Below are 14,136 nucleotides of genomic sequence, written 5' to 3'. Positions count from 1 at the left end.
CGGGCAGCGGTGGCGTGTGATCACCTGGGATCGAAAGCGTCCTCTTCTGCTACTGTAGTCCTTGAAAAAATTGACATCAGGCGGGGCAGGCATTAGGATCGGATCCCATATAAGGAACGCATTCACAATATGGAACCTGTAAGCGATCAAGCGATTTTAAAGCCCGAGGTGGTATTGGCCCCTGCGCTGGAGCGTGGCATGAAGATCTTAGAGGGGCTGGCTGCACAGCCTCGCGGAGCGACTCTTGCGACAATTAGTGCCGAACTGGAAGCGCCGAAGAATTCGACGCTGCGATTGCTTCAGACCCTGGTTGCCCTTGGTTATGTCGTCCGGGAACAGTCTCCGTCCCGCTATCGCCTTACGGGCAAGCTTCTGAGTATCGCTCACCCGCGCGTGCACGGCGTCAGTTTGGTGCAATGCTCTCTTGATTCGATGCGAGCCCTGCGGGATCAGACTGGAGAGACCGTCCAACTCGGACTTCCAACAGGAGATGAAGGGGTGATTATCGAGAAGCAGGAAAGCACGTCGGCCATCCGAATTGGCGTGGAACTCGGGCTACGTTTCCTTCTTCATAACAATGCCCCGGGCAAGGTTTTGTTGGCTCATCGACCAAAGGCTGAGCGCGATGCGACAATCAAGCGGATCAAACTAAACCGTTTCACCGACCGGACAATCACCAGTCGAACCAAGCTGATGGAAGAGTGCGACCGAATCCTACATCAAGGATATGCAACCGACTGGGGCGAAGCGGATGAAGGGATTCACTGCGTCGCAGCGCCAATTCGTGATCCGCTGGGGACGTTGATCGCAACAATATGGGTCTCAGGCATAGCTGGCCGAATGCCCAAGAAGGTCTTTCCGGACGTTGGGAAAGAAGTGATCAAGGCGGCAGGCGAGATCCAAAGGAAGATGCAGCGATGATTCGTTCGCTCCCGATACTGCTTCTGGTGCTTTTGCCTACCAAGCTCTGGGCTGATGATTTCTTCTTGTCCAAGATCGAGCCGATCTTGCGAACTCATTGCTACGAGTGTCATTCGCATGACGAGTCCCTGGAAGGCGGGTTGGCGCTGGACTCGCGGTCAGGTTGGGAGCAAGGGGGCGATTCTGGCGCCGCCGTTATCGCCAGCAAGCCAGACGAGAGCCTGTTGATCCAGAAGGTTCGCTGGAGCGACGAAGAGCATCGAATGCCTCCTGAGGAGAAGTTGGCCGCGGCAGACATCGCTTTGTTGGAAAAGTGGGTCGAACAGGGCGCGCCCGATCCCAGAGTCCTTGACGCTCCGAAGTCCGATCCGCTCGACTGGTGGTCGCTGAAGCCGCTCCATCCGCCGCTTGTTCCGATCGGCGGCGCTAACCCGATTGATGCTTTTGTCGCTTCCAAACTGAAGGATAATGGTTTGGAGCCATCCGCCGAGGCAGATCGTCGGACTTTGGCTCGCCGGCTATATCTCGATCTATACGGCATGCTGCCGACGCCTGAGGAAGTCGATGCGTTTGAGAACGATCCCGATCCACAGGCCTGGGAGAGACTTGTCGACAAGCTGCTCGATTCGCCCCGGTATGGCGAACGATGGGCGCGACATTGGCTGGATGTGATTCACTATGCTGATTCGCATGGTTGCGAGCACGATGTGAAACGCCCCAATGCCTGGCGGTTTCGCGACTACGTCATCGAGCGACTTAATGCCGACGTGCCTTGGGAAAGATTCATTCGCGAACAGTTGGCGGCCGACGTGTTCTATCCCGATCAGCCGCAATTGACTCCAGCGTTGGGATTCATTTCGGCGGGTCCGCTCGAATTGAGTCGCGCATCGACGGCACCGGTGACGTTCGATTACCTCGATCGCGACGATATCGTTACGCAAACAATGGCGGCTTTTGCCAGCACGACCGCCAATTGCGCACGCTGTCACACCCACAAGTTCGATCCGATTACGCAAGAGGATTACTACTCGTTGCAAGCGGTCTTTGCCGGTGTTGGCAAAGGGGACATTGAATTCGATACCTCTTCCGAGGTAATGCATCGGCGGCAGGAAACGGAGGCCTTGCTTGCCGCCGTTCACGCGAAAGATGCCACTGTCTTGTTGAGGCCAGCGTACGCTCCGATCGTCGATCAGTGGACGGAACGCTGGGAGGAACGCCAAGCGAAGCCTGTTGAATGGAAGCCGCTTGAAGCAGATGTGTTTCTTTCCGCAGGCGGCGCGACACTGACCAAGCAGGATGACAACTCGATCTTCGTCGACGGCACTCTCGCCGATCAAGAGCAATACACGGTGACTTCGGCAGTCAATTTGAAAAGAATCACTGCGGTGCGACTCGATGTGTTGAAGGACGAGCGTCATCCTCAAGGTGGACCAGGTCGAGCCGACAACGGCAACCTCCACCTGTCGGAGGTCGAGATGCAGTGGTTTGCCGCAGGAGCCACCACGCCGGTCAAGCTGAAGATTGCTCAAGCCTCGGCAGATTTCGACCAGGTGGGCTGGACCTCGGCTCAGGCAATTGATGGAGATCTAAAGTCAGGTTGGGCAATTCACCCGAGGGTCAGCGAATCGCACGTCATCGTTTTCGAATTCGCCGAGCCGATCGATGCCGAGCAAGGTGGCAAACTGGCGATCACGCTGAAGCAGCTTTATCCTCCCAAGCATGTCATCGGGCGATTTCGTTTGTCGATCACCGATGCGGAAGGAACTTCCGCGCGGATTCTCCCGGAAGAAGTTCGACAGGCACTAAAAAAACCAGCGGACCAGCGAACGCCGGCAGAGAAAATCGAGATCGCGGCGATCGCGTTGGAACCGTATGCCAATGAAACGATTGCCAAGTTACCTACTAAACAACTGGTTTACGGGGTCTCACCACTCTGGTCGTATGCCGAGAAGCAGGAGAAGCCAATTCAGCCGAAAGTCGTTCACTTGCTCAAACGGGGCGATATCGACAAGCCGATTCGAGAAGTCGGGCCTGGGGCGATCTCGGCGATCAACCCGTTGCCGGCGCGGTTCGAACTTGCGGACCCCAAGCAGGAATCATTACGCCGGGCCGCTTTGGCTGATTGGCTGGCCCATCCCGACAATCCGCTGACTTGGCGAAGCATTGTGAACCGTGTGTGGCACTATCACTTTGGCCGTGGCATTTGCGAAACGCCGAATGATTTTGGCCGCATGGGCGGCGAGCCGTCTCATCCAGAAATGCTTGATTGGCTTGCGGTCTGGTTTCGTGACGACGCTCAGGGATCGCTCAGAAAGTTACATCGGTTGATTTTGACCAGCAAGACCTGGAAGCAGGCCAGCGTCATCGACCCGATGCCTGCGCATGCGATCCAGGTAGATCGCGACAATCGCTTGCTCTGGCGCATGAACCGCGTACGCCTGGACGCCGATGCAATTCGCGATTCCACGCTGCGAATCTCCGGTCGCTTGGACCTGACGATGGGCGGAGAAGGGGTTGAACAGTTCACCAAAACGAAAGGCCCCCAAGCGACGCCTGTTCTTGATTACACGAAATACGACTGGAACAGCGACTCGGCCGCACGCCGTAGCATTTACCGAGTGGTTTGGCGTGGCATTCCCGATCCGTTTATGGAATCGTTGGACTTCCCAGATTTAGGGCTATTAACCCCCAAGCGAAACTTCTCGGTCTCCGCTCTGCAATCGCTCACGCTTTACAACAACGACTTCATCCTGCATGCTTCGACTTGGATTGCCGATCGCGTTAAACGTGAAATGCCCGAAGATCAACAGATTCGACGCGCCGTGGAACTTTGTTGGCAGCGAGCGCCGACAGTGACTGAAGAGAAAGCGTTTCAGTCATACGCCCAATCGCACGGATTAGAAGCACTTTGCCGTGTTTTGCTCAATAGTAACGAATACTTGTTTGTCGATTAGGCCAACATGGAATCAACATATCAAACCGATCGACGCAATTTCCTTTGGACTATTGGAGGAGGTCTGGGCGGTATCGCTATGACGCAGATGATGGCCCGCGATGCCGACGCCGAGACGTCGCCGGCGGTAGCCGAAGGGCTGCACCATGCACCGAAAGCCCGACGGATCATTCAACTGTTCATGACGGGCGGTGCCAGCCCAATGGATACGTTTGATTACAAACCGGAGCTAGAGAAACTGCACGGTCAGAAGCTTGGTCCATCGGAAAAGCCGGAAGGCTTCACCGCTGCCCCAGGCGCGCTGATGAAGAGTCCCTTCAAATTCAAGCAGTACGGCGAAAGCGGACGCTGGGTAAGCAATGTGTTTCCGCATCAGGCGAAATGGGTCGACGAGATGGCGTTTCTCATGGCGATGGCCTCGAAGACCAACGTTCACGGGCCTGGTACTTACATGATGAACTCCGGCTTTCTGTTGCCTGGTTTTCCGTGCATGGGGGCGTGGATCTCATACGCGCTGGGTAATCTCACCGATAACCTACCTACGTTCGTTGTTCTGCCCGATGCCAAAGGATTGCCCTACAACCAGCGAGGGCCGTTCTCTTCTGGTTTTCTACCGGCGATTCACCAAGGCACCGTCATCAATGCCGCTTCGCCGCAGCCGGTTCCTAATCTTTTCGCCAAAGAAGCGTACAAATTCGCGACCAGCTCGGCCGATCGCGATGGTTTGCACTTATTGGATCAAATCAATAATGCGCACGCCGCACGAAGGTCGAACGACACGCGGCTCGATGCGCGGATCAAGTCTTACGAGTTGGCTGCAAAGATGCAGCTCTCTGCGCCGGAGGCGTTCGACCTTTCGCTGGAAACCAAACAGACCCACCAGGCATATGGTCTGGATCAAAGCGTCACCCAGGATTTCGGTCGACGCTGTTTGCTTGCTCGTCGGCTAATCGAACGTGGCACGCGGTTCGTTCAGGTTTGGAGTGGTCCGCAAGGTGCAACCGGCAACTGGGACAATCATAGCAGTATCCCGAAAGAACTTCCGCCGATCGCTCAGAGCGTCGATCAACCGATCGCCGCCCTGATTGGCGATCTGAAGGCCCGGGGATTGTTGGAAGATACCTTGCTGATCTGGACGACCGAGTTCGGACGAACTCCTTTTGCCCAGGGTGGCGATGGCCGCGATCATAACGGCGGTAGCTTTGTTACCTGGTTAGTGGGGGCCGGGGTTAAAGCCGGGGTGGCTCATGGCAAGAGTGACGATTGGGGGTACAAGGCCGAAGAAGGCAAGACCTACTGTTACGACTTCCATGCAACCGTTTTGCACCTGCTAGGTATCGACCATACCCGGCTGACGTTCCGGCAGAATGGAATCGATCGCCGACTCACGGACGTTCATGGCCATGTCGTCCACGAGATCTTGCAATAGAGGACTTCTCGTTTCGCACGGTCCGAAACGGACTCTCCTAACGCTATACTTCATCGCATGTGCGGCACGGGCATTCTTCGAAATCCCAGTTGCTGCTGCCGCCGGTTTGTCGGGCGATCACCAGATCCACGCTTGGCACGAACGCCAAAAGCTATCCGCTGCTCCCAGGCGGACGGGCAGCCATATCCAGCGAGAACGCTCACTCCGTCGACCGCCTTTAGTGTCTACTCGTCCCCCTCATTCCAGACATCGTCAAAGTCCTTGTGGTTGATCATGGCGATACCTCGGAAAAATCCCATGCCTTCTCACGACCTTGAGCATCTTGGAAACGTATCGAACGAATTTGCACGGGTGATATATCCGCTGGTAGGTACAACCGCACGACCTGCGTTTGGCCTTTGACTGGAAGCTCGACGATGACCTTCTGCCACGATTCTCCTGAGGGGAGCTCGTAGTCGACGCTCTGACCTGTCTTCGAAAAGTCATCTTGCCCATTGGTTTTCCAATGGATGCGTCCCTTGCCGCCCGACTCGCTTCGAGCGATCAGAGTCACCTTGAGCGGACCGCTTAGCTTGACTCGAGCCGTGCCGAGAAACGGCAGCCGTCCATCTCCCACCACTTGAATCGCGCCACCAGTTTCGACGAGCTTACAGCTCCGTGCTACAAGTCCATCGGTCACGTCGGCCGTCTTGGTTGTCGCAGTGTAGGCTGGGTTTGGTTTTGGGTACCGCGCGTGGGTGTCTTTGACAAACTGGTCGATGAGGGAATCGAGCCGCTTGACTTTTTCAGGCATCTGCGTGGCAAGATTGTGTTTTTCACCGATGTCCTCCCTGAGGTTGTAAAGCTCGTACAATTCGGGATAGCTCGGATGTGACTCGAAGCGGCGAATTAGCTTCCAATCGCCTTGCCTAACCGACACAGCAGGCACCAAATGTGGGAACCAAGTAAAATAGGCTTCACGCTTAAAGTTGCCGGTTTGCTTGAGAACCGGCATTAAAGATTCCCCATCGATGATGTGATTGCGGGGTTTCTCTAGACCGACCGCATCCAGAATAGTTGGGTAAAGATCGATTGGCCCCATGATTGCATCACTGATGGTGCCCGGTTCGATTCGACCTGGCCAGCGAACCATCAACGGAACTCGTTGGCCGCCCTCGTAGATGCGTCCCTTTCCTTCTCGAAGCGGAGCATTGTTTGTCGGCGGTTCGCCCCCAGCCCATTTTCGCCAGTCCTGAATTGCCTCGAACTGCGGATGACCTTCTTTGACTTTCGCGATCTTGCTATCGTCGTAGGTACGACTGTGGACGTTGCCGCCGTTGTCCGAATAAAAAATGAACAGCGTGTTGTCCGCCAAGCCCAGTTCATCCAGACGATTCATCAACCGACCAAGACTCTCGTCCACGCTCTTGAGCATGGACGCCATGATTGGATTGCGCTGCTGGCCGCGGGGATCGGTCTTCTTCGCATACTCCGCGGTATACTCTTCCTTGTGACCCCAGGGACCGTGCACGCCATAGTGCCAGAAATTGAGGAAGAATGGTCGGTCCTTGTTCGCCTCGACAAACTTGATTGCTTCGTCCGTTAGACGATCGGTGATGTACTCTCCATCCGGACCGTCAGTGATCGTCCCCACATGATGCCGCCCGGAAGGACTGCCATCTTTATGAACTCCGTAGGGCGAGAAATAGCTTGGCGGGCCGGGACTCGGCTGAGCGTGAAAGGCGATATCAAAGCCGTGCTTGTCCGGCCAATGCTCCTGACTCAAGCCTAGGTGCCACTTGCCGAAGTGGCCCGTTCGATAGCCGGCCTTCTGCAACACTTCGGCAAGTGTGGGCAGATCGAGGTCGAGGTAATTCTGGCTACTGGCGTAGATGAATTTTCTGTTCGGTGGCGCTTTATCGGGATACGGAGAAGCATCCTGCGGGGCTGCAGGCTGATGTCCACTCGCGGACGTCACGCCATGTCTCGATGAGTATTGACCACTGAGAATTGAGGCTCGCGTGGGCGAGCAGAGCGGTAACGCGTAAGCATCCGTAAATCGCATAGACTGCTGGGCCAGTCCTTGCATGTTGGGAGTCTCGTAGTATTGCGAACCGTAGGGAGTACTATCCATCCATCCCATGTCGTCCACGAGAAAGAGCACGATGTTGGGCGCGCGATCAGTTTCCGCCGATTTTGCCAGTCGAGCTGTGAACGCTGGGAGCAAGGTGAAAGATACGACAAAGAGGAGTCGGGCATAACGGTATCGTGCATGAATCATGGTTCTAGAACCAACAAAAGACTTTATGCAGGGCGAGATAGGCGATAAGTGCCTTTAGTATCGTCCGCTGCGAGGTGAAGGTCAAACCATGAAGATTATCAGTTCAAAACTGGTTACATTCGCGCGGGCCGGTCACAGAGCACCAAGGTCGGCAACGGATTCATCCGGTCGCATGAAACAAGTGCAATTTAGGCGCACAGTGTATAGTCGACTTCTTCTATGCTAAGAAGGACAATCTTGCTCGCAGCAAGTACCGAACTACCGACTTATCAAGCGAATTCGTTTACGATTAACCATACCGACATTGCCACTAGCTCTCGTGTTCGTGACAGTTGAGTCGAGCAACGGCCAGTGGAAAAGATCAGTTAAAGGAAATATATGCGAACCCTCATCACGCTTTGTTTGCTGACAATCCCCTTCAGCGGCGCTTCACTTCTGGCCGTAGAACCTCTAAATAAAGGGAACCTGTTCGCTCCCTTTAGTGTGGCCATCGACGATGCCGGGCTGATCTATGGCGTCGAGTATTTGGCACCCCAACGCGTATTTCAGATTGCTCCAAATGGGAATCTAAGCTTCATCGCAGGCGCTCCTGGCACAGAGATAAAAAAAGGCCCCGAACGTGCACGGGAAGAGGCGGATCCGCTGAAGGCCACATTCACAGAGATGCATGACATCGTGCTCGGACTGAAAGGAAGCCTGTACATTGCCGATACCCACAACTACCGTGTGCGTAAACTGGACATGGCGACAGGCCAACTCTCGACAGTCGCGGGAACTGGCGTGAAAGGCTTTTCTGGCGACGGTGGTCCGGCGGTCGAGGCCAAATTGGGCGGCATCTTCTCGATCTCCTTCGGTCCGGATTTCAAATGCTTGTATCTGGTCGATCTGGCAAACCGTCGAATCCGTGTCGTGGACATGGAAACAGGTCGAATCGACACCTTTGCCGGCAATGGCGAGAACGCCACACCTGAGGAAGGCGCGCTGGCAAACCAGTCCTCGCTCAAGGACCCACGAGCCGTGTTGGCCGATCGCAAGGGCAATGTCTACATCCTCTCGCGAAACGGGCACTCACTTGCCGTGGTGGATGCGAAGGGGCACATCCGTACCGTAGTGAATGCGTCCGGAAAGAAAGGCTATTCCGGAGACGGTGGTCGAGCGATCGAGGCGACGCTGAACGGCCCGAAACATCTGGCGCTTGACCCGAAGGGTCGCGTGATCATCGCAGATACAGAGAATCACGTGATTCGCCGCTACAATCCAGAGACCGGATTGCTTGAATTACTGGCGGGAACTCCTGAGAAACAAGGGTCTGCCCTCACGGATGATCCATTGAGATCACAACTAGCGCGACCCCACGGCGTAAGGGTGAAGGATGGCTGGCTCTATATCGCCGACAGCTACAACAACCGTGTTCTTCGGTTTCCTTACAAGTAACCAGAATCATTACGATTACACCTAAAGTGGGAATCCAGAACGAAGGTATTGCGACAGGCCTAGTCGTCCATTTGCAACTTAGCCCTTGGCTCGCAAGTAAATCGCCCTTGGAGTATCAATAGCAGGCAGTATTCTAGCAGGGTGAGGGCGAATCTCTTCGGCCGTGGCACGACAGAAGGTGACCGATGAGCCCTCCCCACCGGTGACTATAAATTCCCAGGAACCGACCGACACCACAACGAGATTCCTAAGCCTATCTGAGTTGAGCCTTACCGAAGCAGGCCCACACAACATTACCTTGGCTTGTATTGTCGGCAATCGACTCCCGAAATTACCCCCTTAATGCAGGTCAGCTTTAGTCTATATTTAACATTGCCCGCCAGATTAGCATTTCGCACCATAGCCGAGACAATCTCGGTTCCTACCCCGATTCGCTCAGAATCATGCATTTCATTCAGGAGAATCGCCGTGCTTCGTACCCATGTGTTAGCGTTGTTTATCAGTGGGCTAGCGACATCAGTTACTTCAGCCGCGGAGCCTGCGGCCCACGTTGCCTTGGTTGGGGACTGGGCAATAAAAGTTGACGTCGCCGACGGTAAGAACCATCCGAAAGTGTCAGCGTTAGTCGCGGTCGATGCACCGCGGCTGTTTACGGTGACGGCCGAACGCCATGCGAGTTTGCCAATTTACGATCCCGCGGGGCCGCAGTATCGACGCGGGGCTCGCCTAGCGGCGTTGATCGCCGAATCGCTAACGGCTCCAGACTTGTTAGATCCGGCGAGCGTAGTCGTTCGTAGCGGGCCGAATGAGACGGACGAGACTTTTGTCCGTGGCCGCGATTATGAATTTGAAAATCGTTGGGGAGGGATCGGTCGCGTCGCCGGCGGGCGGATAGCCGAGGGGAGCCCGGTATTTATCAGTTATCAACATTACCTCTCGCGGATTGATTCGATCGTATTGACCGGCGCGGGGGAACTCGAATATCGAGTCGGCAAACCAGCGGCTGAGACTCCGAAGGCACCACAGGTCATCGCGACGGAACGTCGTTTGGCGAACGTTTGGATACCGGGCCAGATTGAGCGGCTGACCAAGAAGAATTTGTTTCCCATTATGGAGACCGCATATCCCAAGCCGGCGATGACCTCTCTTTCACCGGCGGAGCAGAAAATTCCGCGTGCACTGGCCAAGTTGCGATCCGGTGAACGGCTCCGCATATTGGCCTGGGGAGACAGCGTGACCGAAGGCGCCTACTTGGCCCAACCAGAGCGTGAGCACTGGCAACAGCAATTTGTCGTAAGGCTGCGGCAGCGTTTTCCCCAAGCCAAGATCGAACTGGTCACCGAAGCTTGGGGCGGTCGGACAACCGGTTCCTACCTGGCGGTTCCGCCGGGTGAGCCTCACAACTATCAGGAAACCGTATTAGGTGCCAAGCCGGACCTAGCAATCAGCGAGTTTGTGAACGACGCCGGTCTGAACCCCGAGATGGTTGAGAATCGATACGGCAAATTATTGACCGATTTTCAGGGAATTGACGCAGAGTGGATCATTCTGACACCTCACTATGTGCGACCAGACTGGATGGGCTTGGATCGACAGAATGACATCGATGAGGACCCACGTCCTTACGTGAAGGGGCTGCGTGAATTCGCAGCCAGGCATCCAGTAGCGCTTGCCGATGCGTCCCTCCGTTATGGACGACTATGGCGACAAGGGATTCCATACAACAGCCTCATGGTGAACTGCATCAATCATCCAGGACCCGAGGGGCTCAGCATCTTCGCCGACGCACTCATGGAGCTTTTTCCACAAAAGTAGAAGCTCGCCAAGGTCGATTTCGCTGTCTTACTATAAGCGTGGAAAACAGAAAAGATGAAACTCGCAATGCAGGCGTTGATCGCCGTCGTAGGTCTTATCACGCTCGGCAATACGTCGGTCGGTGAAGAGTTTCCCGTCCCTCCGGATACCGAACGGGCGGTCGCAACACCGATGGCCCCCAGCGACGTAATCGCCAAGACGAAGTTGCCTCCGGGATTTCGCCTTTCGTTGGTTGCAGCGGAGCCCGATGTCCGCAACCCTATCGCGATGACATTCGACGAGCGAGGCAGGCTGTGGGTCGCCGAAAACTTCAGTTGGGCCGGGGGCGGATTTGGTGGGTTCAAAGCCGATGTGCGCGATCGGATCTTGATTTTTGAAGACGCCGATGGAGATGGGACGTTTGAGAAGCGGACCGTTTTTTGGGATCAGGCGAGCAAGTTGACCAGCATCGAAGTGGGAGACGGTGGAATCTGGGCGATCTGTCTTCCCCAGTTGCTATTCATACCTGACAAAGACGGGGACGACGTACCCGATGGCGCCCCGGTCGTTGTACTCGATGGTTTTGTCGACGGGAGCAGCATATCGCATACGCCTGCCAATGGACTGAAGTGGGGCCCCGATGGTTGGCTCTACGGACGGCATGGCATCTTAGGTACAAGTTTGGTCGGCAAACCAGGCGCGAGCGACTCCCAGCGATTTGCAATCAACACCGGAGTTTGGCGTTACCATCCGACGCGTGAGGTCGCCGAACCCGTCATGCACGGCATGACGAACTCGTGGGGATTTGACTTTGATTCGCATGGCGAGATGTTTGTCATCAACACGGTGATAGGGCATTTGTGGCAGGTAATCCCCAGTGCCCATACGGAACGGATGTTCGGTATCGACATCAATCCTCATTCGTACCAATTAATTAAGCAGGTCGCCGATCACGTTCATTGGGACGAAGGAGAAGGCTGGTCCGACGTTCGTAAAGGTGTCACCGACAGCACGAGCGAAGCGGGAGGTGGGCACGCCCATATCGGGCTGATGATCTATCAGGGAGATAATTGGCCGGATGAATATCGCGATCGTATCTACACGCTCAATTTGCATGGCCGGCGGCTCAACACCGACCTGCTCAAACGGGACGGCGCGGGGTACGTCGCGACGCACGGCGCCGACTTTTGCTTTATCGAAGATCCCTGGTACCGAGGAATGGAATTGATCACCGGTCCCGATGGTAGCGTCTTCATCGCCGACTGGAGTGATACCGGCGAATGCCACGATCACGATGGCGTTCACTACGGTAGCGGGCGCATCTACAAGTTGTCCTACGGCGATCAGCAAACGCTTGCGGCGTTCGATCTGAAAGATAAAGCTAGTGCTGAGTTGGTATCGCTTCTGGCGCATCGCAACACATGGTGGGCTCGGCAATCGCGGCGTCTGTTGACCCAGCGCACCGCAACAAAGGCCGAATCGACGGCAATTCATCACCTACTGAAAGAACGCCTGCGGGAGACCAGCGATCCCATAGCCCGAATTCGCCTACTAGAGACAATTGCGACGACCGGTGCGGCGGACGAAGCGTGGTGGATTTCGGCTTTAGCCACCGAAGATGAATACCAGCGGGCCGCCGTGCTCAAATTCTTTGTCGATCTGACAACGCAAGCAGGAAAAGCCCCTTCCAGCGAAGCATTGCAAACACTCGAGAATCTAGCAGCCAAAGATCCATCTGGGATCGTGCAGCTGCACCTGGCGTCTTCTCTACAGCGGCTGCCGGTCGATCTACGATGGAGGATCGCCGAGCGGTTGGCGGTTCGCCCGGAGTTCGCGAAGGATGGGCGATTGCCGCTTATGGTCTGGTATGGGATTGAGCCAGCGGTTCCACGAGACCTAGCGAAAGCGATCGCGCTCGCGGAAAAATCAGAGATGCCCTTATTGACCGAATTGATCGTGCGACGCGTAACGCAGGAAATCGAGCGCGAACCGACAGCTGTGGATCGCATGCTGCAATTAGCTACGGCTGGAAAATGCAGCCACGGAGAAAGTGTCATTCGCGGAATAGCCTTGGGGCTGAGCGGTTGGCAGAAAGTTGCGGCGCCCGCGCATTGGGGAGAGGCGGCGAAGAAGTTTGGGCAGTCATCAGATGAAGAGATTCGTACTCTGGTGCAAAACCTGAGTGTCGTGTTTGGGGATGGCCGCGCTATGGATGAGATCCGCGCGATCGTGACCGATAAAGAGCGACCGACCGATGCACGCCGATCGGCACTTCGTTCTCTGTTGGTAAGTCCACCGGCTGACTATGGCTCAACGTTAGTGGCTCTTTTGGACGAACCGGGTATGACGGTCGACGCCCTGAAGGGATTGACGCATTACGACGATCCTACGATTCCCGCGAAGATCCTGCAGCGGGCAGGTAAGTTCGATGCGATAGCTCGTACTGAAATGATTCAGACATTGGTGTCACGAACAGATTCCGCTCGAGCGCTGCTTGACGCGGTCGAGGCGAAGAGCATTTCAGCGAGCGAGATTTCTGCATTTCAAGCCAGACAGATCGCCTCACTGGAAGACGAAACGCTGACACGCGACTTGACACGACTCTGGGGAGACTTGCGAGTTAGTGCCGCCGAGAAGCGTACCCAGATCGATGCCTATCGCGCGAAGCTATCGCCTGACGTCTTATCGCGAGCCGATCTGACGGCAGGACGCGTGTTGTTTCAAAACACCTGCGCTAGTTGCCATGTATTGTTCGGGCAAGGGACCCTGCTGGGACCTGACCTGACCGGCTCTAATCGCAAGAATCTTGACTACCTTCTGGAGAATGTCATCGACCCAAGCGCGAGCGTTGGTGCCGATTTCCGGACCGTACTGGTAGCAATGGACGATGGTCGCGTCCTCAATGGCGTCATCAGCCAAATGAATGAGCGGACTATCACACTGCAATCGCCAAACGAGACAGTCACGATCGACCGACAAGAAATAGAGGAGATGAAAACGAGCCAAGTCTCGCTGATGCCGGAAGGTCAATTGCAAAAACTGAGCGATGACGAGACCCGTGACCTGATTGCTTACCTCATGTCAAGCGTTCAGGCTCCTTTGCCGTCGGAGTAATGGGAATCGCCTTTGCTGAAGACAATAGAACAAGCTCACGAGTCAACTCGCACGGCAGAAGCCTGTTCGCCCTCGCAATTGCTCTCTCTGCCGTAAACATCGCCTCAGCCGAGAAGATCACCGATTGGTCGAAATGGCGAGTCTCGCCTCGTCTGGGAGATGGTTAAACGGGGCAGGTCAATTGAATACGCCTTGGGCCGCCCGCTCGGCTTCACCAACGAGGACCTGGAA

7 protein-coding genes are annotated in these 14,136 nt (G+C 55.5%); 6 read left to right on the top strand and 1 reads right to left on the bottom strand.

Annotated elements, in window-relative coordinates; all coding sequences use genetic code 11:
• Positions 1-129: 129 nt before the first annotated feature.
• From PSR63_RS24025 to PSR63_RS24015, 3 genes are read left to right on the top strand one after another with little or no spacing between them, the layout of a single operon-like run.
• Entirely contained in the window at positions 130-921 is a 792-nt protein-coding gene (locus PSR63_RS24025; RefSeq protein ID WP_274328299.1) for an IclR family transcriptional regulator, read from the top strand.
• The gene (locus tag PSR63_RS24020; protein WP_274328297.1) at positions 918-3,875 is read left to right on the top strand and encodes a PSD1 and planctomycete cytochrome C domain-containing protein; all 2,958 of its coding nucleotides are present in this window, start codon (positions 918-920) and stop codon (positions 3,873-3,875) included. The genes PSR63_RS24025 and PSR63_RS24020 overlap by 4 nt, the downstream gene beginning before the upstream one ends.
• Positions 3,876-3,881: 6 nt before the next feature.
• Entirely contained in the window at positions 3,882-5,303 is a 1,422-nt protein-coding gene (locus PSR63_RS24015) for a DUF1501 domain-containing protein (RefSeq protein ID WP_274328295.1), read from the top strand.
• Positions 5,304-5,574: 271 nt separating this feature from the next.
• Here the strand turns inward: PSR63_RS24015 and PSR63_RS24010 are convergent, their stop codons facing one another.
• Positions 5,575-7,563, bottom strand: a complete 1,989-nt coding sequence (locus PSR63_RS24010; protein WP_274328293.1) for a sulfatase — start codon at positions 7,561-7,563, stop codon at positions 5,575-5,577.
• A gap of 483 nt (positions 7,564-8,046) precedes the next feature.
• Between PSR63_RS24010 and PSR63_RS24005 the strand changes: the two genes are divergently transcribed.
• The 3 genes from PSR63_RS24005 to PSR63_RS23995 all read left to right on the top strand — a co-directional run bounded on the left by PSR63_RS24005 (position 8,047) and on the right by PSR63_RS23995 (position 13,905).
• A complete protein-coding gene (locus PSR63_RS24005; RefSeq protein WP_274328292.1) occupies positions 8,047-8,997 on the top strand; it encodes an NHL domain-containing protein in 951 nt (316 codons plus the stop codon).
• A gap of 468 nt (positions 8,998-9,465) precedes the next feature.
• Positions 9,466-10,812, top strand: a complete 1,347-nt coding sequence (locus PSR63_RS24000; protein ID WP_274328291.1) for an SGNH/GDSL hydrolase family protein — start codon at positions 9,466-9,468, stop codon at positions 10,810-10,812.
• Between the two features lie 54 nt (positions 10,813-10,866).
• Positions 10,867-13,905 carry a PVC-type heme-binding CxxCH protein gene (locus tag PSR63_RS23995; RefSeq protein WP_274328289.1) on the top strand — a complete coding sequence of 1,013 codons (3,039 nt, stop codon included), beginning with the start codon at positions 10,867-10,869 and terminating at the stop codon, positions 13,903-13,905.
• Positions 13,906-14,136: the final 231 nt, after the last annotated feature.

Origin of the sequence: Bremerella sp. P1, from assembly GCF_028748185.1 — a bacterium.
Lineage (GTDB): Bacteria > Planctomycetota > Planctomycetia > Pirellulales > Pirellulaceae > Bremerella.
The sequence above is the reverse complement of the archived record's forward strand: the minus strand, read 5'-3'. Positions and strand labels throughout refer to the sequence as shown.